23 protein-coding genes and 2 pseudogenes are annotated in these 25,454 nt (G+C 52.5%); 8 read left to right on the top strand and 17 right to left on the bottom strand.

The window, feature by feature from the left end; genetic code table 11:
• Window positions 1-2 precede the first annotated feature (2 nt).
• Window positions 3-194, bottom strand: a complete 192-nt coding sequence (locus tag ACL2XJ_RS17460) for a hypothetical protein (RefSeq protein WP_132922361.1) — start codon at window positions 192-194, stop codon at window positions 3-5.
• Entirely contained in the window at window positions 194-1,657 is a 1,464-nt protein-coding gene (locus ACL2XJ_RS17455; protein WP_413723926.1) for an amidase, read from the bottom strand. The genes ACL2XJ_RS17460 and ACL2XJ_RS17455 overlap by 1 nt, the downstream gene beginning before the upstream one ends.
• A 133-nt stretch (window positions 1,658-1,790) precedes the next feature.
• Here ACL2XJ_RS17455 and ACL2XJ_RS17450 point away from each other — a divergent pair.
• Window positions 1,791-1,985 (top strand): annotated as a pseudogene (locus ACL2XJ_RS17450) (IS3 family transposase); the annotation flags it as partial.
• Window positions 1,986-2,996: 1,011 nt separating this feature from the next.
• On the opposite strand, the gene ACL2XJ_RS17445 reads toward ACL2XJ_RS17450, so the two are convergent.
• The 3 genes from ACL2XJ_RS17445 to ACL2XJ_RS17435 are packed head-to-tail and all read right to left on the bottom strand — an operon-like array spanning window position 2,997 to window position 4,610.
• Entirely contained in the window at window positions 2,997-3,746 is a 750-nt protein-coding gene (locus ACL2XJ_RS17445) for an SDR family oxidoreductase (protein WP_413723925.1), read from the bottom strand.
• A gap of 3 nt (window positions 3,747-3,749) precedes the next feature.
• Complete coding sequence (locus ACL2XJ_RS17440; protein ID WP_413723924.1) at window positions 3,750-4,367, bottom strand: MFS transporter; 618 nt, start codon at window positions 4,365-4,367, stop codon at window positions 3,750-3,752.
• Window positions 4,368-4,376: 9 nt separating this feature from the next.
• Window positions 4,377-4,610 carry a hypothetical protein gene (locus ACL2XJ_RS17435; RefSeq protein WP_413723923.1) on the bottom strand — a complete coding sequence of 78 codons (234 nt, stop codon included), beginning with the start codon at window positions 4,608-4,610 and terminating at the stop codon, window positions 4,377-4,379.
• 299 nt (window positions 4,611-4,909) lie between these two features.
• Between ACL2XJ_RS17435 and ACL2XJ_RS17430 the strand changes: the two genes are divergently transcribed.
• On the top strand, window positions 4,910-5,131 hold the full coding sequence (locus ACL2XJ_RS17430) for an isocitrate lyase/phosphoenolpyruvate mutase family protein (protein WP_413723922.1): 222 nt from the start codon (window positions 4,910-4,912) through the stop codon (window positions 5,129-5,131).
• Between the two features lie 140 nt (window positions 5,132-5,271).
• Here ACL2XJ_RS17430 and ACL2XJ_RS17425 read toward each other — a convergent pair whose 3' ends face one another.
• A complete protein-coding gene (locus ACL2XJ_RS17425) occupies window positions 5,272-6,015 on the bottom strand; it encodes an SDR family NAD(P)-dependent oxidoreductase (RefSeq protein ID WP_413723921.1) in 744 nt (247 codons plus the stop codon).
• A 90-nt stretch (window positions 6,016-6,105) separates the two neighbouring features.
• Here ACL2XJ_RS17425 and ACL2XJ_RS17420 point away from each other — a divergent pair, with 90 nt between their 5' ends.
• Window positions 6,106-6,666, top strand: coding sequence for a TetR/AcrR family transcriptional regulator (locus tag ACL2XJ_RS17420; RefSeq protein WP_413723920.1), 561 nt, complete (start codon window positions 6,106-6,108; stop codon window positions 6,664-6,666).
• A 179-nt stretch (window positions 6,667-6,845) separates the two neighbouring features.
• Here ACL2XJ_RS17420 and ACL2XJ_RS17415 read toward each other — a convergent pair whose 3' ends face one another.
• Together ACL2XJ_RS17415 and ACL2XJ_RS17410 are read right to left on the bottom strand one after the other, a co-directional pair.
• Window positions 6,846-7,319 carry a hypothetical protein gene (locus ACL2XJ_RS17415; protein ID WP_413723919.1) on the bottom strand — a complete coding sequence of 158 codons (474 nt, stop codon included), beginning with the start codon at window positions 7,317-7,319 and terminating at the stop codon, window positions 6,846-6,848.
• A gap of 53 nt (window positions 7,320-7,372) precedes the next feature.
• Window positions 7,373-7,462 (bottom strand): annotated as a pseudogene (locus ACL2XJ_RS17410) (hypothetical protein); the annotation flags it as partial.
• 777 nt (window positions 7,463-8,239) lie between these two features.
• Here ACL2XJ_RS17410 and ACL2XJ_RS17405 point away from each other — a divergent pair.
• Window positions 8,240-8,593, top strand: coding sequence for a hypothetical protein (locus ACL2XJ_RS17405; RefSeq protein ID WP_413721218.1), 354 nt, complete (start codon window positions 8,240-8,242; stop codon window positions 8,591-8,593).
• Window positions 8,594-8,974: 381 nt separating this feature from the next.
• On the opposite strand, the gene ACL2XJ_RS17400 is transcribed toward ACL2XJ_RS17405, so the two are convergent.
• The 3 genes from ACL2XJ_RS17400 to ACL2XJ_RS17390 all read right to left on the bottom strand — a co-directional run bounded on the left by ACL2XJ_RS17400 (window position 8,975) and on the right by ACL2XJ_RS17390 (window position 11,682).
• Complete coding sequence (locus tag ACL2XJ_RS17400; RefSeq protein ID WP_413723918.1) at window positions 8,975-9,604, bottom strand: hypothetical protein; 630 nt, start codon at window positions 9,602-9,604, stop codon at window positions 8,975-8,977.
• A gap of 404 nt (window positions 9,605-10,008) precedes the next feature.
• Window positions 10,009-10,548 carry a DUF2058 domain-containing protein gene (locus ACL2XJ_RS17395; RefSeq protein WP_413723917.1) on the bottom strand — a complete coding sequence of 180 codons (540 nt, stop codon included), beginning with the start codon at window positions 10,546-10,548 and terminating at the stop codon, window positions 10,009-10,011.
• A gap of 255 nt (window positions 10,549-10,803) precedes the next feature.
• Complete coding sequence (locus ACL2XJ_RS17390; protein ID WP_413723916.1) at window positions 10,804-11,682, bottom strand: NAD(P)-dependent oxidoreductase; 879 nt, start codon at window positions 11,680-11,682, stop codon at window positions 10,804-10,806.
• Between the two features lie 189 nt (window positions 11,683-11,871).
• Between ACL2XJ_RS17390 and srsR the strand changes: the two genes are divergently transcribed.
• Window positions 11,872-12,792 carry a LysR family transcriptional regulator SrsR gene (gene srsR, locus ACL2XJ_RS17385; RefSeq protein ID WP_413723915.1) on the top strand — a complete coding sequence of 307 codons (921 nt, stop codon included), beginning with the start codon at window positions 11,872-11,874 and terminating at the stop codon, window positions 12,790-12,792.
• Between the two features lie 142 nt (window positions 12,793-12,934).
• On the opposite strand, the gene ACL2XJ_RS17380 is transcribed toward srsR, so the two are convergent.
• From ACL2XJ_RS17380 to scpA, 4 genes are read right to left on the bottom strand one after another with little or no spacing between them, the layout of a single operon-like run.
• Window positions 12,935-14,392 carry a succinate CoA transferase gene (locus ACL2XJ_RS17380; RefSeq protein ID WP_413726912.1) on the bottom strand — a complete coding sequence of 486 codons (1,458 nt, stop codon included), beginning with the start codon at window positions 14,390-14,392 and terminating at the stop codon, window positions 12,935-12,937.
• 56 nt (window positions 14,393-14,448) lie between these two features.
• The gene (scpB, locus tag ACL2XJ_RS17375) at window positions 14,449-15,234 is read right to left on the bottom strand and encodes a methylmalonyl-CoA decarboxylase (protein WP_132922371.1); all 786 of its coding nucleotides are present in this window, start codon (window positions 15,232-15,234) and stop codon (window positions 14,449-14,451) included.
• 11 nt (window positions 15,235-15,245) lie between these two features.
• Entirely contained in the window at window positions 15,246-16,241 is a 996-nt protein-coding gene (gene meaB, locus ACL2XJ_RS17370; protein WP_132922372.1) for a methylmalonyl Co-A mutase-associated GTPase MeaB, read from the bottom strand.
• Window positions 16,234-18,378 carry a methylmalonyl-CoA mutase gene (gene scpA / locus ACL2XJ_RS17365; protein WP_132922373.1) on the bottom strand — a complete coding sequence of 715 codons (2,145 nt, stop codon included), beginning with the start codon at window positions 18,376-18,378 and terminating at the stop codon, window positions 16,234-16,236. Before scpA ends, meaB begins: the two co-directional genes overlap by 8 nt.
• Before the next feature lie 594 nt (window positions 18,379-18,972).
• On the opposite strand from scpA, the gene ACL2XJ_RS17360 reads away from it, so the two are divergent.
• The 3 genes from ACL2XJ_RS17360 to ACL2XJ_RS17350 all read left to right on the top strand — a co-directional run bounded on the left by ACL2XJ_RS17360 (window position 18,973) and on the right by ACL2XJ_RS17350 (window position 22,802).
• A complete protein-coding gene (locus ACL2XJ_RS17360) occupies window positions 18,973-19,533 on the top strand; it encodes a flavin reductase family protein (RefSeq protein ID WP_203522056.1) in 561 nt (186 codons plus the stop codon).
• Between the two features lie 116 nt (window positions 19,534-19,649).
• Window positions 19,650-20,603, top strand: a complete 954-nt coding sequence (locus tag ACL2XJ_RS17355) for a CHAD domain-containing protein (protein ID WP_413723914.1) — start codon at window positions 19,650-19,652, stop codon at window positions 20,601-20,603.
• A 48-nt stretch (window positions 20,604-20,651) separates the two neighbouring features.
• Window positions 20,652-22,802, top strand: a complete 2,151-nt coding sequence (locus ACL2XJ_RS17350) for an ATP-dependent helicase (RefSeq protein WP_413723913.1) — start codon at window positions 20,652-20,654, stop codon at window positions 22,800-22,802.
• Between the two features lie 153 nt (window positions 22,803-22,955).
• On the opposite strand, the gene ACL2XJ_RS17345 is transcribed toward ACL2XJ_RS17350, so the two are convergent.
• Together ACL2XJ_RS17345 and ACL2XJ_RS17340 are read right to left on the bottom strand one after the other, a co-directional pair.
• Window positions 22,956-23,906, bottom strand: coding sequence for an AraC family transcriptional regulator N-terminal domain-containing protein (locus ACL2XJ_RS17345; RefSeq protein ID WP_413723912.1), 951 nt, complete (start codon window positions 23,904-23,906; stop codon window positions 22,956-22,958).
• Window positions 23,903-25,330: an aldehyde dehydrogenase family protein gene (locus ACL2XJ_RS17340; protein ID WP_413723911.1), complete on the bottom strand. Its 1,428-nt coding sequence runs from the start codon at window positions 25,328-25,330 to the stop codon at window positions 23,903-23,905. The genes ACL2XJ_RS17345 and ACL2XJ_RS17340 overlap by 4 nt, the downstream gene beginning before the upstream one ends.
• Window positions 25,331-25,454: the final 124 nt, after the last annotated feature.

The raw sequence follows: 25,454 nt of genomic DNA, 5'->3' as shown, positions 1-25,454 counted from the left end.
AATCAGTACCGATCGGCGTCAATGGGCGGAATGGGTTCGGCCAAATCCATCTCTTTGCCCATGTGCGCTTCAATGGCCGCCAGCGCATCAAACCAAATGATCAGCCGGCGGTGAATATTGTCGATTTCATCCTCGTGCACCGGAATGCCCTGCAGAGCCAGCGCCGAACGAACGTAGTCAAGAGTCAGATGCATTATTGGTTCTCCTGTGCCATGAATCCCGCCACTGTCTTGGCAAGATCGGGTTTGACGGCGTGCCATCCCGCCGCGCGCTCATAGCTGTCGGCCACCTGCAGCACGGTTTTTTCATCAAAAGGCCGGCCGGCGAACTGCAATGCCAGCGGCAGGCCCTGACGGGAGAATCCCATCGGCAGAGAAATTGCGGGAACATTGGCCAGGCTGAACGGATAGAGCCCGATTCGCCGTTCCATCAGCCGCCTTACGGCATCATCCCCCGTATCCAGGCGTTCCTGCATCTGATCGATGGGCTTGGGCGCCGTGGGCACGGTGGGACAAACCAGAATATCAACCTGGTTAAAGGCGTCAAGCAGTTGCCGCCGCGCCAGGAACCGGCCGCGCATCGCCCGGTTATACACCGTGGCCGGAATCAGCGATGCGGCGGCCAGCCGGGTACGGGTGCCGGTATCGAACCGGTCATAGCGATCGCGCAGATACTTGCTGACAAACCAGGCGGCCACATCGGCGTCCAGGCTAAGCAGAATCAGCGGAACGGCGAACAGCGTCAGGGGCAGCGAAATAACCGTCACGTCTGCGCCCAACTGCCGGAGCAGCTCGATAGAGGCCTCAAAGGCAGCGCTGACTTCATCGCTGGTACTGTCGTTATAGGCAATTTCCCGCACGATGCCCAGCTTGAGTCCTTTCAGGGACTTACCGGGTTCCGGCATGAAATCCAGATCCGAATGGCGGCTCGATAGATTATCCCGCGCGTCGTAGCCGGAAATCGCGGTCATGATTTGCGCGGCATCCGCCACCCGCCGGCAGATAGGCCCCAGCACGTCGGTGGTATAGCCTTCCATCACCGCACCGAAACGGCTCACGCGGCCAAAGGTCGGCCGCAGGCCCACCACGCCGTTGAATGCGGCGGGACCGCGAATGGACCCGCCGGTATCCTCGCCGATGGAAAACGAACACATGCCCGCCGCCGCGGCTATGCCTGAACCGGTGGAGGAACTGGACGCCGAGTAATCGGGATTCCAAGGGTTGCGCGGCTCACCATAAGCAAAGTTGATGGTTCCCCCTTTTCCGAACTCATGCAGGTTCTGCTTGCCGATCAAAATCGCTCCGGCCTCGGTGAGTTTTTCAATCACCGCCGCGTTACAGGGGGCCACCGTCTCATCTTCATTAAGCACTCTGGTGCCGAGGGTCGTGGGGAACCCCAGCGCGTGCATCTGATCTTTAACGCCAAAAGGCAAACCGTGCAGCGGTCCGCGATACAGCCCGCCGGCAATCTCTTTCTCCGCCTGGCGCGCCTTCGCCAGCGCCCGCTCGCGATCGGTGGTTATCCAGGCATGCAGCACCGGATCCCAGCGTTCAATACAGCGAAAACTGGATTCAACCAAGTCAACCGGCGAGATCTTCCTTTGCCGGATTAACTCGGCCTGTTCCGCACTTCCGAGCTGCAGTAATTCTTCCGCCATGCTTTTTTGCTCCGCCAAAATAAACCTTGTTTTAACACTATCATTAAAACTATAGAGTTTTAAGGAGAAGTCAACTTCCTTATTCTTATGACAAAGCAAAAAAATGCAGCGCCTCATTGGGACGGCGTGTAAGGATAATGCGGCTTGCGAGGGCTTCTTCGGTCGGCTGAAAAATGAAATGTATTACGGCCGTGACTGGACAGGCATTACGCTGGAAGGATTTATGCAGAACGTTGGGACTTATATCGGTTGGTATAACGAGCGCAGGATCAAAATGTCATTAGGTGGAATGAGTCCTGTAACATACCGACAACAAATGGGATTTTAATATATACCAGTCCAAGAAAACATCCGCACCCCCGATGGATCACTTTTGCACCGATGGCGACAGTAGGACGCAACTGCCCCAAACAATAAGCAATCCGCCTGACCTGCCCCCATCGTGGGTGGTCGGACCCGAAAGTCCGACCGGCACTTCGTTGCCCCCTCTCTGCCCCAGGCTCCCAGCAAAGGAATAAGAGTGAGGTTGTAGAGTGGCATGGCCGGTCTAAATGGTTCCTTAACGTTCCTAAGGTTGTCAAATCAGCATTAACGAAGACGCGGAATGTATTATCCGGTTATTATTAAACGGCAAGGTGAGTTCACCAGCCGCTTACTCTATAATCAAGGACGAAGATAAAATAACCTCCGTTCTGCCCATGCATATTAACCGTTTCATTGAAGTGCAGACGCCGACAGAGGCTGAATTGCTCACCCTTTCCCCCACCTTACAGCGCAAATACCTCCATCTTCACAGGAAGTCGACGGCATCCTTCAGCGTCTGGCAATGCCTGAAAGCTGCGCCTCAATGACCGGGGCATAGACCCAGGACTACAACGCGTGGTGGCTATAGCACTAGACTTGGACAATCGTGCCGACGTCAGTTATACCCTCACCCCGCGCGGAATTTTATTGTTCGAGGCCGCCAGAGAGGCAATGCAGCAGAGCACACATTAGTGGAGTCATTTGCCTGCATGTCCTAAACCTATGCAAGTTTTTCAGAGGTTGCCCAAGCTTTGACAGATGCCGGGACAAAAGCTTTTCTTTCGTGAATACGTCGATTATTAAATTCTGCTAGGCAATCGGAACAACTATCATTGCTAGAAAGACAACAGGGAGCAGTTTGGATATCGAAAATTATCGTACGTTAAGGCTAAATTTTAACCACGCATCTTCATTGAAAACCACCTCATCAAAACCCACCTTGTTTCTCATATGAAAGATTACGTTCAGCAAAAAAAACTCCCGGAAGACCCCCCGATTTTGCAGAACGTTAATGCATTAGTATGTATATAGAACTTCATTTACCACCGGCCAAGTCTATAAAACTGCCCGTCACGTAAGAAGCCTCATCTGACAATAGCCATACTATGGCCTGAGCCACTTCCTCCGGCTGGCCACCGCGCTTCATTGGCAAACTGTCTTTGACTCGGTCGACACGGGACGCCTCACCACCATCGGCATGCATGTCAGTATAGATAAAACCCGGACGAACGGCATTGACTCGAATACCCTGCCCGGCAACCTCCAGAGAAAGGCCAATAGTCAGCGTATCAATAGCGCCTTTTGAAGCGGCATAATCCACATACTCATGTGGTGAACCGAGGCGCGATGCGGCAGAAGAAACATTAACGATGGCACCACCCTGCCCACCATGGCGAAACGCCATACGTTTTACCGCTTCGCGCGCACAGAGAAAACTTCCGCTGACGTTAGTCGCAAAAAGTGTGGCTAAACGATGCTCATTTACCTCTTCTATTGAAGCCTGAAGCATCAACATTCCGGCATTATTGACTAAGCCTGAAATAGGACCCAGATCTTTATCTATTTGCTGAAACAATGCCTCAACCTGCTCTTCCTGAGAAATATCAGCTCGTACGGCTATGGCTGTACCGCCTGCATGAAGAATATTTTCCACAACTTCGTGAGCACAATCTTCACGTGTCCGATATCCGATACAAACTTTGTGTCCTCTATTTGCAAGACAGAGTGCAGTCGCCCGACCAATGCCACGATCCCCGCCAGTGATCAAAGTAATGTTGTTTTTCATAAATTATTCTTCCAGTCGAAGCCTTATTCTTTTCTTATTTATCACTATCAGTGCAGCAATGTACAGGCAAAGAAGCGCCATGAAAAAAACACGCATTTCCCCCACCATAGTGGACTCGTTGTATCGTTGAACCAAAACAAGAGCTGGGAAGTTGCGAAAATCAGCGCCCCAATTATAATGCGTTGCTCTGGTGACATATTTGCCAACAACGGTCAGATACAACTGGGCTACCAGTACGGTAATCGCATTGATGACCAACATAACTGTCACTAACTCGACTGCACGCACAGCGTCCAGAGCCAACAAATATTGCGGTACAACTGAGTCTTTCTGCGCGTAAACCAGATAACAGATAATGCCTATTAGCGGTCCACTGTCCGCAGCAATATTGACCATCAAGTAGCGAATTTGCAGCGCTAATTCTCGCCGCTTCTGATCCTGCAATAAATCACTCATCAGAGCTCGACTGGGGGCATCTATCCAAGGAAACGATATTCCCGTCAATAAAAGGCCACTAGCGAATAAAAACACACTCTCTGATAGAGCAATACTTGCATAACCAATTATTGCCAACAGACATCCTAATATCAGCAGTTTTTTTCTTCCTAAGCGGTCTGACAAAGAACCGCCCTAAATCCCCAGAACAACAGAAATTAACGCACAGCCGGACATCACGCTTCCAATCACAAGCGGTGACAATTGAAAATTACGCGTCAGAATAATGGATAGAAAAGGCCACGCCATAAAGTAGCTAAGCCGTGTGAGCAACGTAAAAAATAGCATGATGGAGACATTTTCGGGAAAGGTGGCCAGGGTCTGTCTCATTGTCAGGACATCACTGTATGGTGTAGTGCGATTTTTCATATATTTCTCATCAATAGCCTACAATTAGATACAGGTAGAACAATTCCTTTTTAGATTTTATGTAATGCTTGAGCGATGTTAACTCTAAGCATGATATGCATTTTTTATTAAACATTCATGATATTACATTCAAATATTAAAAAGTAATTATTAATCAATAATTAATTGTGACGTTCGTCAAATCATTGGTACATAAGAATAAAAATAATGTTAAAAATAATTATTGACGAATAAGGATGACACCGATTAACTTAAAAAAAGGTAAACTGTATATTAACATCAATAATGGATGAATGACTATGTCTGACGGAGATGTTCGTTGGCTCCGATCAGAATTTTTGATGAAAAGCCATAATGCGCTCAGTGCCAAAATCGCCGAACAGGCAGGGTTCTCTGGGTTATGGGCTTCAGGACTCACTATACCTGCAGCTTTGTGGCTATCCAATCGCAACGAAGGCTCTTGGACACAGGTGCTTGATGTTGTTGTATTTATGACCGACCATGTAAAAATTCCCTATTAGAGCGAGAAGGGGACGTTTCAACGTGTTCATAACCTAATATCGAACAAGTAACGGACAAATTCAGCGCCATTACTTGATAAAAACTCCGCCGCACAGCTTTGATATCCTCGAAAGAACTTTGCGGCGAAGCCATTGCCCCCTCAGACTGCCACGAAGCCACCATCAACAAATAACTCTTCTCCACCAATGAAGCTACTTTCATCTGATGCCAGAAACAGTACTGCCCTGGCGACTTCCCCGGTCTGGGCAAGCCTGCCAAAAGGGATGGCTTGATGCATCCATTCCTCCGATCCGGCATTGTTCTGCAAATACGTCTGCATAGCCGGAGTCAGTACCATGCCGGGAGAAACCACATTCACGCGAATACCCTGGCTTTTCAGGTCGGTCGTCCAGGTTCGTGCAAATGAGCGGATCGCAGCCTTTGTTGCGCTGTAAATAGACAGATTAGCAAAGCCTTTGCTACCCGCGCCTGAGCCGGTCAGCACAATTGCGCTGCCGGCAGACATCAGTGGCAGCGCCTTTTGCACAGTAAATACCAACCCTTTGACGTTAATGCCAAATACCCGATCAAAGTGATCTTCCTCAATACCGCCGATTGGGGCGGACTCGGACACTCCCGCATTAGCAAATACCACGTCTACGCGGCCGTGGTCGCTGCGTATTTTTGAATAAAGCTTATCAAGGTCGGAAATACGGCTGACATCACCTTGTACACCAACCACCCGGTTGCCGATTTCTTTTAGCGCCTCATCAAGGCGCTCCTGACGGCGGCCTGTGATATACACGTAGGCGCCTTCTGCCGCGAACATCTGGGCCGTCGTCAAACCGATACCGTCTGTACCGCCCGTAATCACCACGACCTTATTCTCAAATCTCATCGTCATATCTATACTCACTTAACTATGAAGTGGAGGGTTGCTCCACATATTATGTGGAGGTATCCTCCATTTAACAAGTTTAGCGAGGAAATAATTTTGGCTAATGAAACCCCATTGCGAGCCGATGCGCAGCGAAACAGGGAACGGATTCTTGCCGCCGCTGAGGAAGTTTTTCTTGAGCGGGGAGCTGGCGTTTCATTGGAAGACGTCGCAAAGCGCGCCGGTGTCGGAATTGGAACGCTCTACCGACGTTTCCCCACACGCGAAGTATTATTAGCAGCCACATACAGTGATCGATTTCTTGAGTTTGCAGAGGCCAGCCGCGCAAGAGCTTCTGCGCTTGATCCGCTGAGCGCTTTGCGTCTTTATCTCGAAGAACTCGTCCAATATACAAATTTATATCGTGGCATTGCGGTGTCGCTCGGAACGGTGTTACAGATAGGAACTCCAGGATGTCTTGCTACCAGCGAGGAGGGCTGCCGGCTTTTACTGCGCGGGCAAAAGGCGGGATCAATTCGGTCTGATATCAGTTTTGACGATTTGGTATGCATAGCCATTGCAATTTCACTCGCTACTGAGCAACACAGTTCACCTCAATCACATATTGCGCATTTGGTTGGAGTATTCATGAATGGGATCAAAAGGGGCAATGAGTGAGCCAAATGACCGCTCGCGGCACAAAACTTCCTTAGTGACAGCTTTTCCAGCCCCCAGTCATTCAGCAACCGGGGCAACCGCCACTCACCCATTTGATAGATAATTGAATATTCCCTTGTCCGGGCAGCCATGGGAAAGAACCCGCCATTAGGCAGGCGGGTTCTTTGCGTTCAAGGCATTCAGTTTTCCTTAACCATATCTAATTCCTCTATAAATTTTACCCCATCAGCGGTACGTATCCAGCGCGGCGCCCGCAGTTCGTCAGCGAAATAACTCACCAAATCGAACAGCAATCCGGTCAGTATGGGCTCCATCTCCGCCGATAACGTCCGTTCCGTCAACAGTCGCGCCAGCGCATGGGTATACCCGCAGAGCAAATCGGCATCCGGCTCAAAGCGAGGCGGGTTCGTCGGGCGCTCATCCACGGTCAGGCTTTCAATCAAATGCGGCGGGATCGCGTCATCCAACGTAGGACGCAACTGCCCCAAACAATAAGCAAGCCGCCTGCAGAGCGCCTGACGTGACGCCGGTTCGTCTCTATGCAACAAAGCGTCGGCCAGGTTTTCACAATGGCCTGCCAGAACGGTGAAATCGGTGGTTGAATCGACAGGAATGGAAAGTAACGCGTGAGTTTGTGTAGGGATCGTAGCCATAGACATAAGGCAGCCTCAGTGAGTAATAAATTCTTACCACCACCGGAGAGGCTAATCTCGCGGGTGGTGGAACCGAACGGGGTTAGCCTTACCGGCCTCACTGACACCGGCGCATCTTTCGACGCCCCCGTCCGGCCCACCATTGAAAGGTAGCCGAACGCACGACACAAAAAAAGCGCAGACGCGCCTTATGTCGTCAGTGAAGTTATGCAGGAGGCTAATCCCGACGCCTGATTTTGCAGGCGCGGCTAAAAGATACCGTTAACGGCAACGAACCGCAAGAAATTTCGGCAGAAAAACGTTCATTAAGAACCTAAGTTTAATATTATTTATCAGTTAGTTAGTGAATAAAGATCCTAACTGTTCTAGCCCCTGAAAAGCAAAGACCAGCAAATACCCCCCTGCGTGGATGAATAAAATTTATGGTTTCTTTAGCGCTGGATGATAGGTCAGCATCTTGATGATTTGACAGCCAGACTTATTCTGGGAAATAACGCTCGCTTCTAACCGCTGTTAAACATGGTTCAAATGCTATTTCTTATTTTATTCAAAAGAGGCTAAGTGTCCGGTGATATATGGAGACAGTCTATGCCTAATCTGACAGACCGCTTAGAGCGATTTTCGGACATTGCTAACGGCATTCAGCGTGAATTAACGAGGAGTTGGTCACAACTATTACGCGCAGCAATTTAGTGGTCTGTGTGATAATCAAATACTAAGAAATACTTTCACCAAACCACTAATCGAGGTGAAAATGCCATTGATTGATTTTTATGAAAGTTAAGAAAAAACCCGTGAGCAGGAGAAACAATGCAAGATTCGGGATACCGAAAACAGGGAACAGACTAGCGCAGCATTCTATAAACATTTGGCTGTCGATTTAAAACGAGCAATAAATAAACAAACACTAAGGGGTTTTGATGAGTCCTCGCATAGATTTTAGCCAACAGATGAAGGAGGTATTGGTATCTGCATTCAAGCAGACGCTACCGGATGTTGATTATAATTGTGGGAAATTTGAACTTGCATCTTCAGAGGTAGATCGTGCAACAGTAGTTGCGGCAATGCTAGCGACTAAAAAGTGGCTAGTCGAGAATGTAGAGCTAATAGATAGCGAGGTGACTCGCTTATCTCTTTTATCGCAGAAAGATTGGAATCTGGAGCAGGTTGAAAGAGCAAGATACAACTTAACATCGGCGTTGATGCTAATACCAACTGTAGAAGAGTTAAACGAGATATACGATAAGGCGGCAGGCAAAGTTCAGGGAGTGTAGATCATCCGGAATTCTGTTTCTGACTGGAGCAGGATTTCGGGTCAGGGTCACTTCTGGCACTCAACTGCCATAGGCGGGCCCAAGGGCAGCTTCGAACGCAGGCTGTATGAAAACTCTGATTGCTGACAGAAGGTCACGCGTTTAGACGACTTCTTAGAAAATTTGCATAGAAAGATGATGAAGATTTTACTTAAAAGCGCAGGCGTCAGCCTCTTTTGCGTTCACCTCTGAAGCTTAAACCGTTTTCACACTGTCTGAGCGAATTACAGACGCAACACTAAGTTTATTGCGCCCTTGAGCACAATCTTGACCAATGTGTAGAACTCATTGGGAAAAAAGTGCGGAAAATAGAGAATTAACTCAAGTTTTGTTTATATAGTTCTAAATGAATTTATCATGCCAAAAATAAGTTGCGCCAGTTACATTTTGTGCATGAACTTGCCCATATTCAAATGTAGGTTCTTTCTTCATATGTTGCGTATTCAACTCTGGTTTATTCCAATAAATCAAGTTCGCTTCAAATTCACTCAATAGTTTCTCAGCGAAATCAAAAGGTTTAATCCATTCTATTGGGATGGTTTTGCTGTTTTTTAAAAAAACAACACAGCACAAATATATACGCTTTGACAAATTGTCATATTTAGGATGGTGTAACTTAGTAATTGCGCTGTGGCCTGAAGAAAATCGTGAGCTCTTCGATGATGTCTTGCCGATGTAAACAAGCTTTTCATTTTCATCATCTCCAACTGTAATCAAATAAATAGGATAACAAGCTAGAGGGGCCTCACCATCACAATTTGACGATAAGTAATTTTGGTTAGACTGCCATGAAATATCTAGGTTTTGGGCTGAAAGGCCAATAGTTTCATGTAGTGCATATGAGGATTGGAGAACTAGAAAACATCCTATCTCTTTTTCAGGAATTAGTAATGAAGGGTCTTCCAAACTTCTGCGAAGATAACTTTCATTCGATCCGTATTCGAGGGGTCTGTAAGTTAATTCATAAGCCATAACATCGATCCTTTAAATTTCATAACGATATGTTAAAGGATGGATGACCTGCTGGTCAATGTGCCTAGGGACTAGCTATGTCAGCTTCTGGCACAAACTTGACGCTCACCCCCATTACATCCGGAACAGCAATAGGCACCCGCCTAGATACGATAAAGCCGAGAAGCCAAAAGACCTCATCCAGTGGGGGCTGGCTGCATGTTTCGTCCCTATGAAAAAATAAGGCGACAACTACCCTGACATAGGGGTAAATCGGTGATCGCAATCAGCGAAACACGCAGCTGGCAGCAAAAGCGTTGAAAACTATCCAAAAAACCCTGCGTTTTCCCTAAACCGGCAGAACAATAAATCTTAATGAAAAGCCCCGGAGGACTTTCCACTCATAAGCATCTGTAAAACGTTTATTACCACATCAAATCATCGGGCACTTTGAAATCGGCATACGGATCGTCTTCATCTTGCTCTTCCTGACTCAGCGCGCTGTTTAATACAATACTGCTCGCATCGCGCTGCGCAATTTTATCGGCTACGCTCGCGGGGATAATTGCATATTCGCTTTTGCCGTTGTTATCAACCACCAAACGAGCAATGGCGAGACGACCACTGATCAGCTGAGCCTGAGTAAGCTTATCCACGTCTATTTTTTTAATTACATTATTATCAGTGAAGTTAAAACCAATATCGCCTTTTGAAACGTCGATTCTGTTCATTTCAATGAGCTGCTTCACCTGGGCTTTATACTCTTTGGATAAAGCCGCTTGTTTTTGTTGTTCGCTTAGCTGTTTATCACGCTCAAGCTGTGCTTTTTTATTCTCTTCCACCGCCGCTCGTGCCTCACGCGCCTGAACTCGTGATTTTTTGGCCGTTTTTTGGACTTTGGCTATTTTTTTGCTGGTCACTAGGCCAGCTTTCAGCATCTGCTCTTGTAAGGTGAGTTTTGTCATCTTCGTTTCTAAACCAGTTGAATAATATGTGGGATTATACCCGTAATTTTTGAGACTGTACCAGATTGCAGGACCTGATCTCAGTGTAGCTTGAGTATTCACCTAGGATAACGCAGGGGGTGGAGCGTTATACGACATAAGTACCCCAGCAGGCTAGGTCGGCCCGCCATCGCCAAAGGTGAAAGCGAGCGTGTTAAAGGGAGAGCATGCCGAAGGGGTCGAAGCGGGCATGGTTTTCCCGCTCGGCGGGAGGGGCTATCTACCGCTGCTCAGATACCGATACACCACCGCCAGATCCTGCTCGCCCAAGCCGGCGTCCACGGCGTTCTGCCAGAACTCCTTGATAACGCTCAGCCCCGGCAGATCCTCGGAACCCGCCGCGTCTAATGCCAGGTTCGCATCCTTCAGCGCCAGCGACAGTTGCATCTGCGGCGTATAATCGCCGGACTTGATCATCTCCAGCTTATTCTTCACATAAGGCGCGGCCAGGGGACCGCCCTCCAGGGCCGCCCAAAAATCGTCCGGCGTAAAGCCCAGGGTTTTGGCTAAAAACAGACTTTCCGTCATTCCCTGCACCATAGAGATAAGCCAGGCATTCACCACCAGCTTCATACGGGAACCGGCACCGGCGGCGCCCAGCCATTTTGTGCCCTTGGCGATGGCGCCGAATACCGGCTCTACGGCGGCGGCCCGTGCGCGATCGCCGCTGGCCAGCACGGTAATCTGGGCATTTTCCGCCGGGGCCTTGGTGCCGGACACCGGCGCATCCACAAAGACTACGTCTGCGCGCGCCTTGGCGATGGTTTTATCCAGCTTCTCAGTGGAGGTAATGCCGATCGTGCCCATCTGCACCACAACCGCCTCCGGCTTAAGATGCTCAACAATGCCTTTATCGCCGATAATCACCTCTTCCGTGGCGGCGGCATTGGTCAGCATCGAGATAACCACATCGGCGTCCCGTACCGCTTCCCGGGGCGTATTGCACAACGTCAACCCCGCCGCCGCGAGATCGTCTCCCTTGTGGGGAGAACGGTTCCAGCCCCGCACGGTGAACCCTTTTTTCAACAGATTGGCCGCAAAGGCATGGCCCATTGCGCCTAATCCAAGCACGGCAACTACTGGAAGATTGTTCATTAATGTCACCCTTATTTACTGTACTGTTTGCTTATGGGATTAGCAGAGTGTGATGAAATTCTCTTTCCACGGAAAGGTAATTTGATAATTCTAACGTTGGCGGCAGGCTCTGTCGCTCTCTTCCTATGGGTTTTGTTTGGCAATCCGGCCGTTATCGATGGATGCGTGGCTGTAAGCGGGTAGCAATAAATGGGCATTTTTGTATCAAAGAAGTTAATCAATTTTATCGTGCTGGCTCAAACCAATAATATCGCTAAAGCCGCCGAAAAATTGCATATGACCGCCTCGCCGTTTGGCAAAAGCATCGCCGCGCTGGAAGAAATGGTGGGATATGAACTTTTTTCACGTACTGATAACAGCATCAGCCTGAATAAAGCCGGGCAGGAACTGTATCAGATGCTCTATCCCATTTATCAGCGGCTGGCCAGCATTGATACGGATATTATGCTGGCGGTAAACCACCACCAGAAAAACTGCGTTATCGGCATAGATACCGCTTATCCCACCATGATTTTTGATCAGCTCATCAGCCTGGGGGATAAATTTGACGGTTTCACCACCAAACCCTTTGATTTTAACGAAAGCGATCTGGTGTCCGGCTTGCTGGACCACGACGTGGATATGATCATTTCACCCCAGCAGGCATCAACCCGCATTGCGGAGATCGCCAGTATGCTTATCACCCCGCTGGAGCCCATCCGGCTGGGCTTTCTGGCGTCGCGTATCCATGACAATGTCCAGGCCAGCGTGCTGCTGCATACCCTGCCCTGGCTGCAAATGCGTTTTCAGCATCGGGCGAATTTCGAATCGCTTATCGACTCCCACTTCCGCCACGCCGGCATTACGCCCACCATTATCTACCGGCCCTACAGTTTCCTGGCGAAAATCAGCGCCGTCAGCCGGGGACAATTTATTACGGTGGTGCCGCACTTCGCTTATCGGTTCGTCAATCCCGCCAGCCTGAAATATTTCGACGCTCCCAACCAACCCATGTATATGCCGGAGTACCTCTATTCGCTGAAAAGCTGCAAAATGATTGAAAAGCTGGTGGAGGCGGTGCAGGACGATCGTAACGGCACCAACCTCGCCGCGTCGGCCCCGGCTCTATAACAGCCCGGTGCGTATTCAAACCGGCGCGGCGGCCATGATGGCAGCAGGTTCCACACAATGTTAACCTACTAGCAAGCCAGGAGGCCGGGCGCCGCGTGGCGCCCCAGGCCCCCGATCACGAATGGTGAATGCGGGAACGTCTTTACGACAGCATGGTCCCGTGTTCAATCAAGCTCATATGCATATCAAAAGCATGGGCCAAATCATGATGAATATGCCCGGTCTTGCCCAGGCTGAGATAATGATTAAGGCAATCGCGGTACATGGGATGCGCGCAATTGGCGATAATGGTTTGCGCCCGCTGGATTGGGGACAGCCCGCGTAAATCGGCGACGCCGTTTTCCGTGATGATGACCTTAACGCTGTGCTCGCTGTGATCCACATGGGAACACATCGGCACAATAGTGGAAATTTTACCGCCCTTGGCAATGGACGGAGCGATAAAGATGGACAAATAGGCATTGCGCTCAAAATCGCCGCTGCCGCCGATACCGTTCATAAGATTCACCCCGGCCACATGGGTGGAGTTGGCATGGCCGTAAATATCGAACTCCAGGCCCACGTTCAGCGCAATGACACCCAGGCGGCGGATGATTTCCGGGTTGTTGGAAATTTCCTGCGGCCGCAGGACAATCCGTTCGTTGAAGAAATCCATGTTCTTATAGATATGCTGCAGAACATCCGGCGGCACGGTCAGGCTGGAGGCGCTGGCGCCGATGATCCGGCCCTGCTCCATCAGGTCTATTACCGACGATTGCAGCACTTCGGAATACATCATAAAAGGTGGAATATCCGGATTTTCTCCCAGGGCCTTCAGCACCGCGTTATTGATATTGCCTACCCCGCTTTGCAGCGGTAAAAAACCCTCGGGAATACGCTGCGCATGGAGTTCCTTGAGCAAAAAACCCTCGACGTTACGGGCAATCTGCCGGCAGAGGGGGTTCTCGTCGCCGAACTCCTTAATCTGATCCGCCAGATGGGTATGCACCACCGCGACGATCTTTTTCGGGTCGATTTGCACATAGTTTTCCCCGGCCCGGTCGAGGGTATGGAAAATCGGCACCATACTGCGCAGCGGCGGCGCCCCCAGGGAAACGATATCAATCATTTCCTTGATGCGCGGCGAATGATAGCTGTTCAATTCGATGATCACCTGCCGCGCCTTTTGCAGAAAGACCGGCGCATTGCCGATGCCGCTGGTAAGATAGACGCGGCCCTCTTTAGTCACCTCCGAGGCTTCGATAACCGCCACATCTATCGGGCCGAAAAAGCCGTAATTCACCATTTGCGCCACTTCGCTGAGATGCAGGTCAACGAAGTTGATTTCTCCTTGATTGATCTTATCCCGCAGCGCCGACGCGGTCTGATACGGCGCGCGCCATTCAACGGCCTCGGCCTCCGCCAGCTGATTATCCGCCAGCGCGCCGATGGACGCGCCGGTCAGCAGTTTTATCTTGAAGGGTATCGCCTGTTCATGGAGCGCCATCGCCCGCCGGGCCAAGGCTTCCGGCAGCGCTTTTGGCGCGCCGGCCGGGGTAAACCCGCTGAAGGCCACCATATTCCCATGCAAAATCAACTGCGCCGCTTCATCGGCGGTCATCACTGCGAAGTCCTGATCCATCGTCAATACTCCATGATCCAGTTAACAAAAAATGATTAATGGCCGAGGAAGTTCGCCTTGCGTTTTTCGATAAACGCCGCCATGCCTTCCTGGTAATCCTGGCTGTCATATACCACGCGCCGCAGTCCCTGAATGCGTTCGAACTCATCGGAATTCAGGGTGTGCGCCTCGCCGAGCACCCGCAGCTCTTCTTTAATCACCGCTACCGCCAGCGGCGCCTTTTCGGCAATGGTATTCGCCATCTTCATGGTGAACTCTTCCAAATCCTGCGGGTCGACGATGTGATTGAGAATGCCCACCGCCAGGCCGCGCTGGGCGGAGATGGGCGAGGCGGTGAATATCATCTCTTTGACGATATGGAATCCGGCGTCGCGGATCAGGTTGTGGATACCCACCAGGTTATAAGGCACGCCGAGATTCACCGGCGTCATGGAGAAGGTGGACTGATTGCTGGCGATAATGATATCGGAGCTCATGATAAGCTCGAACGCACCGCCCCAGACGCTGCCTTCCACCATGGAAATGATCGGCTTGGGAAATTTCTGGATGGCGCGGGTAATCTGGCGCAGCGGGTCGTCATACGCCAGCGGATCGCGGCGGGTTTTCGGCAGCTCATGGATATCATGGCCGGCGGAAAAGACCTTGGTGCCTTTTTGGGCGCGCAAAATCACGCAGCGGATATCAATATTATTCAGATCTTCCAATGCCTGAAGAATATCCTTGATAAAAACCGCGCTCAGGGCATTTAATTTTTTTCCATAATTGAATTCAATTATACCGACGCGGTTTTCTATCAATACTTTTACATAGTCGTAAGCCATCGTTGTCACCCTCAATCAGAAATTTTTTCGCAAATATAATTAACGACGCTATTCACCGCGGCTCGCGGCGATAAGCAGTGATTTTCCACCTGTTGCAAAGCCTGCTGATAACGGTCCTGAATATCGCCGCGGGCAAACAGGGCTTGCAACGTATTTTCTTCAATCTGCTTATGCATCGATTCCAGATATTGCCGTTTACGCAGCGCATCGAGCTGATTATCCAGCGCCATTTGCCGGTAAAAATCCTCTATACAGCGCCAGATATCGTCAATACCCTGCTGTTGCAGCGCGCTGCAGGTTAATACCGGTGGTGACCATGCCGGATATTTCCGTCGCATAATATGCAGCGCCGCCTGATACATTTGTCGGGTCATCATGACCTGGGGATGATTATCGCCGTCGTCTTTATTGATAACGATAATATCGGCCATTTCCATAATGCCTTTTTTAATGCCCTGCAGTTCGTCGCCGGCCCCGGCCAGCTGCAGCGACAGGAAACAGTCCACCAGATGGGCGATATCCACTTCCGATTGGCCCACCCCTACCGTTTCCACAATGACCACGTCATAGCCCGCCGCCTCGCATAGCAGCATCAGCTCCCGGGTACGGCGGCTGGTGCCCCCCAAGTAGCCGCCGGTGGGCACCGGGCGGATAAAGGCGTTTTGCGCCCGGGACAGCATCAGCATGCGGGTTTTATCCCCCAGGATGCTGCCGCCGCTCAAGGGGCTGCTGGGATCGATGGCAATCACCGCCACCTTCATATCACAGGTCAGCAGATAGCCGCCCAGGGCTTCCAGAAACGTACTCTTGCCCGCCCCCGGCACACCGGTGATCCCCACCCGTTTTGCCCGGCCGGTATGGGGCATGATCCGGTCCAACAGGTCGGAGGCCAATCCCTGATGCGCGGGGAAGGTGCTTTCCACCAGGGTCATCGCCTGGGCCAGCGCTACCCGATCCCCCGCCAGCAACCGTTCAACGGCGCCATCGAGTCGGTCAGCGTTAATCATGGTAATCACTTATTTTGCTTAATACGTCGCGCACGCTGGTAAGCATGGGCGTACCCGGTCCATAAATCGCCACCACGCCGCGTTCGTACAGATAGTCATAATCCTGCGGCGGTATCACGCCCCCCGCCACGACCTTGATATCCTCGCGTCCATAGCGGCCCAAGGCTTCAACCAGCGCCGGGATCAGGGTCTTGTGACCGGCGGCCAGGGAGGAGGCGCCGATGACGTGCACGTCGTTTTCCACCGCCAGCTTGGCGATTTCCTCAGGCGTGGAGAACATCGGGCTCAGGTCCACATCAAAGCCCAGATCCGAATAGGCGCTGGCAATGACCTTGGCGCCGCGATCGTGGCCGTCCTGCCCCATCTTGGCCACCAGGATGCGTGGACGCCGGCCGTGTTCGGCCAGGAAGCGATCGGTAGCGGTCTTGATCTCTTCAAATTCCGCGGTGCCTTCGGCGCTCTGATGATAGCTGTTGGAGATAACGCCGGTGACGCAATTGGTCTGTACCAGGTAGCGACCAAACGCCTCTTCAATGGCATCAGAGATTTCCCCAAGCGTAGCCCGCAGGCGAGCGGCATGGATTGCGGCTTCCAGTAAATTGGTGCCTTTCATGGCGGCATGGGTGAGTTGGCCCAAGGCATCGGCCACCGCGGCGTTGTCGCGGGCGGCGCGGATTTGCCGCAGGCGTTCCACCTGTTCCTGGCGCACTTTGACGTTATCGATTTCCAGTACAGCGGTGGCGTCTTCCTTCGCCAGCTTGTATTTATTCACGCCGACAATGACGCGTTTGCCCTGGTCAATCAGCGACTGCTGGCGCGCCGAGGCCTCTTCGATCATACGTTTGGGCAGACCCGCCTCAATGGCCTTGGCCATGCCGCCTACTTCCTTGATCTGCTGGATAATGTCCCGCGCCGCTTTCACCACCTGATCCGTCAGGTTTTCCACATAATAGGAGCCGGCCAGAGGATCGACGGTACGGCAAATCGCCGATTCCTCCTGCAGGACAATCTGGGTATTACGGGCAATACGGGCGGAGAAATCGGTGGGCAGGCCCAGGGCTTCGTCAAAGGCGTTGGTATGCAGCGACTGGGTGCCGCCGAGGACGGCCGCCATTGCCTCGACGGTGGTGCGGATCACGTTGTTATAGGGATCCTGCTCCGTCAGGCTCCAGCCGGAGGTCTGGCAATGGGTGCGCAGCGCTTGGGATTTCGGGTTGGTGGAACCGAAACTTTTCACCGCCTCGCTCCATAAATAACGGGCGGCCCGCAGCATGGCGACGTTCATGAACAAATCCATGCCGATACCGAAGAAAAATGACAGACGCGGGGCAAAATCATCAATATCCAGACCGGCGGCCAGCGCCGCCTGGATATATTCAATACCGTCGGCGATGGTGAAAGCCACCTGCTGAACGCAGTTGGCCCCCGCTTCACCCATATGATAACCGCTGATACTGATGGTATTGAACTTCGGCATATTCGCCGAACAATAGGCGATGATATCGGAAATAATCCGCATCGACGGTTTCGGCGGATAGATATAGGTATTACGGCACAGATACTCTTTCAGAATATCATTCTGGATAGTGCCGGTTAACAGTTCGGGCTTAACCCCCTGCTCTTCCGCGGCGACAATATAAAACGCCATAATGGGAATAACCGCGCCGTTCATGGTCATGGAAACAGACATTTTCTCCAGCGGGATCTGATCGAACAGTATCTTCATGTCCTCCACGCTGTCGATGGCCACGCCGGCTTTACCCACGTCCCCCGATACCCGTTCATTATCGGAGTCATAACCCCGGTGCGTGGGCAAATCAAACGCCACCGACAGCCCCTTCTGCCCGGCCGCCAGGTTGCGGCGATAGAAGGCGTTGGACTCGGTGGCGGTGGAGAAGCCGGCGTATTGGCGTATGGTCCAGGGCTGTGCGGCATACATGGTGGCCCGCGGACCGCGGACGAAGGGCGCGATGCCCGGCAATGAACCGGTCACTTCCAAATCGGCAAGGTCAGCCTCCGTGTAGAGGGGCTTGATGCTGATCTCTTCCGCGGTAAGGGTATGCAGGTCATCAACGCTTTTCCCTAACCGGGATAATTCCTTATTGGCAAGTTTTTCCCATGCCTCTAGCTGAGCCATTATTGAACTCCTGATGGAATATGATAAATTTTATTTCATTCCTGTCCGCGTTCCGCGCGCGCAGTATCCCTTACCGATATAAACCGAAATCGGTACCGGCCGGTAAAAGATATTTTGGCGACTAATCACCTTTATTCATGAAAATGAAAACTTATTTCATTAATTATGATCCGCGTAATATTGAATGAAATACCTGGTATTATAAATATCACTTTCCCGGTGGGTTTTCCGCCTCAAAAAATGAACGCTGAGCAATCATTATTTGCCGCATGGCGCAGGTCACTGGAGGAACCCCGACGCAGAGGGCTTAGCCTTTTTTAAAATGTGATCGGGATCTAATTAAATGGCGATTAAAAAGCAAAAACCATTCAGCAAAATAACGTATTTTCAGTTTCGTGATGGAATTCACGCTTATTTTTTTATTTTTTGTGTGTGGGAATCCCGTACCGGTTTCTTGTTGTTCCCTTGTACCTTTCCCGCCGATTGCGTAAGGCGGCGCCTTGGGATGCCAAGGTTATTTAGCGCTTTGGATCACAATCACGGTAAACCTGCTAGGGTCATAGTAGGCAGATGACATCCGCAGGAGGAGAGCTTATGACCGCATTTCCCGCTAAAAAAGACCTTCCGGTGAACCTGGCGCGCCGCTATCTGGAACCCGGCCCCATTGTGCTGGTATCCTCATTCTGGCAGGGCAAGACCAATATCATGACCTTGGGCTGGCATACGGTACTTGAATTCACCCCTTCCCTCATCGGCTGCTTGATCTCCAGCGGTAATCACAGTTTCGCCATGATACGCGACAGCGGAGAATGCGTGATCAATCTTCCCACCACCGCCATAACCGATACCGTGGTGGGCATCGGTAATACCAGCGGCGCCGATATCGATAAATTCAGCCATTTCGGCCTGACCGCCGCACCTGCACAGCAGGTAAAGGCGCCGCTTATCCGCGAATGCCATGCCAATTTTGAGTGCCGCCTCTACGACGACGTGCTGATTGAGCGCTATAATTTTTTTATCTTCGAGATTGTCAAAGCCCATGCGGCCCCATCGCCCAAACACCCCGAAACGCTGCATTATACCGGCGACGGGGTGTTTATGGTGTCGGGCAAGATCATCAGCCGGCGGCAACAGTTTCGGCCTGAAATGCTGTAAAGGTGCGCCTGTCCGGTGGGATAATGACCGGACAGCAAGGAATTTGCCCTATCTGTCGTTATCATCCGCCCCGGACATAGGGTGCGGCCAATCAGTTAAACTGCCGGAAAAAAACGATGGAAAATCTGTCAACGTCCGATCCTGTTCGGTCATTACCCGCTGCAGAGGCGGTAAAAGCGGCGCCTTTGCAGCTTAAAAAAACCATGACGGTGGGACACGTATTCCAGCTGATTGCCGCCAATTGCCTGGCGCAAATACTGGCCAACGCCGCCGGCGTGCGGCGGCAGGATGGGGAAAGCGTTCATCAGATGCGGGTGGGATTACGCCGGCTGCGCTCGGCCATCGGCCTGTTCAAAGCGGTGCTGCTACCCAACGAGCCGTTAAAAGAGGAACTGGATTGGCTGACCCGGCAACTGGGCATGGCCCGTGACTGGGATATCCTCGCCGGTCCCGTGTTAAGCGCCCTGACCGACGAGTTGGATGAACCGCTGCCCATAGAATATGTGCGACAGGCGGCCTCCCGCCAGGCGAAAAAAAATGACAAAAGCGCCGCCGCCGCCGTCAGTTCGCCACGCTACGAACGGCTGGTGTTATCGCTGACCCAGTGGATCAACCAGCGCGGCTGGCGCGACAAAACCTCCGCCTCGCAACAAAAGCGGCTGAAAAGCCGCATATCGCCGTTTGCCAACGAGATGCTCAAGCACTATCGCCGCCGGCTGAAAAAGCACGGCAAAAAACTCGCCGGGGCAGCGCCGACCGAGCGTCATAAAGTGCGCATCGCCGCCAAAAAAACCCGCTACAGCGCGGAGTTTTTTCAATCCCTGTATGGAGATAAAACCATGGCGCCGTTTGTCACGGCGCTGACGGGGTTGCAGGATACGCTGGGACGGCTTAACGATGCCGCCACCGCGGGGGGATTATTGCGGCAATTGCAGGAAAGCCATCCGCCGCTGGCGGAGACCATCAGCTATCTGCGCGGCTATCTGGCGGCCGGAGCCAAGGGCGAGGACCACAATATCCAGCGCTGCTGGCAGGCGTTTAAACCGCTGAAAACCCCGGTGCAAGCCTGAGGCGGCGAGCCTTCGGCAGGGAAACGGGTTTTATTATAGAAAGGGGTAATGTTTTTGACTCACCTGCCGAACGACATCAATACCGAACAACGGGCAGCCATCACCACCACCGAGGGCGCGGTTAGGGTTATCGCCGGCGCGGGCACCGGAAAAACCCGCACTCTTATCGAACGCTATTGCTATTTGGTGTCCACCCTGGGCATCGCGCCGAAGAATATCCTGTGCGTCACTTTCACCAATCGGGCCGCCAACGAGATGAAGCGCCGGGTGCGCGCCGTCCTGGGGGATCGCGATCTCGGCTATATCTGCACTTTCCACGCTTTTTGCGTGCAGTTGTTGAAAGAAGACATCCATGTTCTGAATTATCCCCGCAATTTCACGATCCTGGATATGGAGGACCTCAAGCAAATACTGCAGAAAATCTTTACCGATATGGGGCTGACGCTGCGGGATACCACAATCAAGCGAACCCTGGACGAGGTGCTGGAAGCCAAAAAGCTCCATGCCACTACTTATATCGACGATATTTACCAGTTGGACAACGAACAGCTGAAGGCACGCTATTCCGACGCCCGCGACCGTGATGAAGAGATTTTCCTGCGTTATCTGTATGAACAGAAAAAATGCTTCGGCGTGGACTTTAACGACCTGATTAACTTCGCCACCTGGATTTTGGAGCACTTCCCCGACGTGCGCCAAAAATGGCAGGATCGCATGCAATACGTTATGGTGGATGAGTTTCAGGACGTCAGTAAACGGCAGTATAAACTGGCGCAGCTGCTGTCAGGCAAACACGGCAACCTGTTTATCGTCGGCGATCCCGATCAGACCATCTACTCCTGGCGCGGTTCGCACCTGCGGCTGTTTCTGGATTTCAATCAGGTCTATCCGGCCGCGGTTACCGTGGCGCTGACCACAAATTACCGTTCCACACCGGAAATCCTCACCGCCGCCAATACGCTGATTGAAAAGAATCAGGTCCGCTTCCCTAAATCCCTGCATGCGGTGAAGGCCAGCGGTCCCAGGGCGCGTTATTTCCATGCCAAAAGCGATAAAGATGAAGCGGACTGGGTGGTGGCGCAAATACAGGCATTGCGCGCCGCCGGGGTTGCCGCCGGCAGCATCGGCGTGCTCTACCGCGCCCATTATCTTACCCGTATGCTGGAAGAGCGGTTTGTGGAAAACAAGCTGCCTTATAAAATCTTCAGCGGCATCGCCTTTTATGAGCGCCGGGAAATCAAGGATATCATCTGCTATCTGCGCATGGTCACCGCCGGTGACGACGACCTGGCGTTTCTGCGTACCGTCAACGTGCCGCCGCGTAAAATCGGCAAAAAAAAGCTTGAGGCGCTGACACTGTATGGGGAACAACATCGCCTGACCCTCTACCAGTCCCTGCGGGAAAACCTCGATACCGACATGCTCAAAGGCACCCGGGCCAAGAGCTACGTTGCGGCCATCGACGCTCTTCGGCAACACCGCCAGACACTGGCCATGGATACCGCCCTGCAAACCCTGCTGGATCAAAGCGGTTATGAAGCCTATCTGCGGCTGCAGGGGGATCAGGATAGGCTTGATAACGTGGCGGAGCTCAAACGCGCGGTGCAGCGCGCCGCCTTGGATGAAGACGCCACCTTGGAAGATTTCCTGGCGCAAATCGCGCTGTTCAGCAATCTCGACAGCGAAGAGAAACCCGATACGGTAAAGCTGATGACCATCCACAGCGCCAAAGGCATGGAATACCCTTATGTATTTATCTGTGGCCTGAACGAGGGGGTTTTCCCCAGCCGGCGCATAAGCTCGCTGGAGGAAATGGAGGAGGAGCGCCGCCTGGCCTATGTGGCGATGACCCGGGCCATGGACCGGCTGTACCTGAGCGATGCGGAAGGGGTCGCCAATGATAATCTGGTGAAGTATCCCTCAAGGTTTATCTTTGACGCCGGCGAGGAGAATATCGAGTATGTCGTTCCCCTCGAAGAGGGTTTAAAAACCGGGCTGCTGCGGGCTATTACCGCCGGGGATGAACAGCTCGGGAACATGGCGGCGCGCTATGATGTCAGCGATCGGGTGGATCATCCGGTGTTCGGCGGCGGGGTCATTATCAGCGTACATGAACGGGATGCCTATTATGCGGTCAAGTTCGATGCGCTGCCTACCGAGCGCAATATCCAGTTCAGCGCATTGCATAAAGGTGAGTGAACTGATCCCCGGCTGCTGTCAACCGTACTCGGAGTTAAAAAGGCGGGACTGGCTGCCAGAAGAGTAAACCGTCCGGGCACTTTGCCAACAAGCCCAGCAAGCCCAGCAAGCTTAGATAAGTAAACTCATCCGGCGGTTTCACGCCCGGCGGCATTATTCATAATCGGCTTCGCGCGACTTCAGGCCTTCCCTGTCCCGTAAGGGAGAAATGCCAAAATAGCGCCGGTATTCGCGGCTGAACTGCGAGGGGCTTTGATATCCCACCGAGAATGCCGCGCTGGCGGCATCCAGGCTGCCGTTAAGCAGCAGCTTGCGGGCCTCCAGCAATCGCAGGTGCTTTTGGTATTGCAACGGACTCATCACCGTCATCTCCTTGAAGCGGCGATGCAGCACCGAGGCGCTCATATTGGCCAGTTTCGCCAGCGTATCTACCCGCATGGGCTCCTTGAAATGATCCTTGATCCAAAGGATGGCCTGATGAACGCCGCGGTCGTTGGCGTGGGACACTACCGCCTGATACAGCACCGAGCCGCTTTTTGCCTTCAGCAGCCGGTAAAAAATCTCCCGCTTCACCAGGGGTAACAAGACTGCGCTGTCCTCGGGTTTTTTGAGCAGCCGCACCAGCCGCAAAAAGGCATCCCGCAGTTCGGCGTCGGATTTATCCACGAAGACCCCGGTGGTTTCCGCCCCCCGGGGCACAACCTCGATGCCCATATCAATAATCAACGCAGCGATTTCCCTGACATCCAGCTCGATTCTCAACCCCAGATAGGGTGTGGCCGGCGTGGCCTCGGCCACCTGGCCGGAGATGGGCATATCGAGGGTGGAAAGCAGATAGCTGCCGCCGCCGTAGGCGGTAAAGGCTTTACCCAGCAGGATTTTTTTGCTCCCCTGCAACACCAGGCAAAGGGAAGGCGAAAGCAATCCCCGCCCCATCTCAGTTGGATGACAAAACCGGATAAAGGTCAGGCCCGTCAATTCGGTGTGCACAAAACGCTGCTCAACGGGCACGCCGTCGAACCAGCCCCGCACCTCTTCACATAGCAAGGCCAACGTTACGCCGTCCTGCCCGCCCGCGTCTGATTCACCGATTATTTTCGTCAAGATGATTCATGGCCCGCAATGGTTTTGGGTTCCAGATATTCCTCAAGCCCGTAAGCGCCGAACTCGCGGCCGATGCCCGACTGCTTGAAGCCGCCGAACGGCGCCTGTGGCAAATCGTACAGTCCGTTGATAAAAACGCGCCCCGCCACCAGCTGTTCGGCGACCCGCCGCGCCCTTTGCAGATCGGTGCCGCTGACATAGGCTTGTAAACCATAGACGGTGTCGTTAGCCATTTCAATAGCCTGGGTCTCTGATTTATAGGTCAGTACGGACAGCACCGGCCCGAAGATCTCCTCCCGGGCGATGGTCATTTCGGGCGTCACCCGGACAAACACGGTGGGTCTGACGAAATAGCCCTGCTCCAGGCCTTCGGGATGGCCTTCGCCCCCTACTATCAATTCAGCGCCCTGCGCTATGCCGCTGCGGATATAGCCCTGTACCCGATCATATTGAATCTGGCTCACCAGCGGTCCGATGCGGGTGCTCTTTTGACGGGGATCCCCCACCGTTAAATCGGCGCTGTGGCGTTTAATCAATCTGATGACCTCATCCAGCAGCCGCTCGGGGACCAGCAACCGGCTGCCGGCGATACAGGCTTGTCCGCTGTTGATGGACACCGCGCTGAGCGCCAGGGGAATAGCCTTTTCCAGATCGGCATCTTCCAAAATCACGTTGGGTGATTTTCCCCCCAACTCCAGCGTAACGCGCTTCATGGTCTCCACCGCCTCTCGGGCAATTCGCTTGCCCACCCGGGTAGAGCCGGTAAATGAAATTTTGGCGATATCCTGATGACGGACGATTTCCGTACCCACCGTATCGCCGCGCCCGGTCACAATGTTGAATACTCCCGAAGGAAGCCCGGCCTCATGCAGGCATTCGGTGAGTAATTGCGTCTGCAGCGCGCTCATCTCGCTGGGCTTGATGACCGCCGTACTGCCGGAGGCGATAACCATCGCCAGCTTACTGCAGATAAAACTATAGTTGGCGTTCCAGGGGGTAATCAGGCCCACCACCCCCAGCGGCTCCAGCACTACCCTGGCGGCGCCCGCCTGTTTCTCGAATTCGAAGGTCTCCAACAGGACTTTAGCGAGCCGGAAAGCCTCGGCGGCACGGGCCACCGTTCCGCTGCTCATGGACAGCGGCGCGCCATACTCTTCCACCATCCTGTCCACCAGTTCGGCAGTTTTTTCCGCCACAGCGTCATGCAGCCGCTGCAGATAGTCCATTCGCTCGGCTTTGGTGGTCTGTCTGAACTCCGGGTAAGCGGCCTTGGCCGCCGCAATCGCCGTTTGCGCGTCCACCTCGTCCGCCAACCGCACCCGCCCGATAACCGTCTTGGTGGCGGGATTGTATAAATCGAACAGTTCCTCGCCGTGAGGCGTGACGAACCGACCGTTGATATAGACCTGATTGACCGTTTTCATATGGGCTCCGCCGCTATACCCGTCATACTTCAAGTTGCAGGTAGGTTGGCTGTCCTGCGACTCGGATTACTTGGGATATAAGTTGATGTGGCTTTAATGTTAAGCAGCGATCGGCGGAGGGGGA

The organism is Sodalis sp. RH16, from assembly GCF_047324245.1.
GTDB lineage: Bacteria > Pseudomonadota > Gammaproteobacteria > Enterobacterales > Enterobacteriaceae > Acerihabitans > Acerihabitans ligni.
The sequence above is the reverse complement of the archived record's forward strand: the minus strand, read 5'-3'. Positions and strand labels throughout refer to the sequence as shown.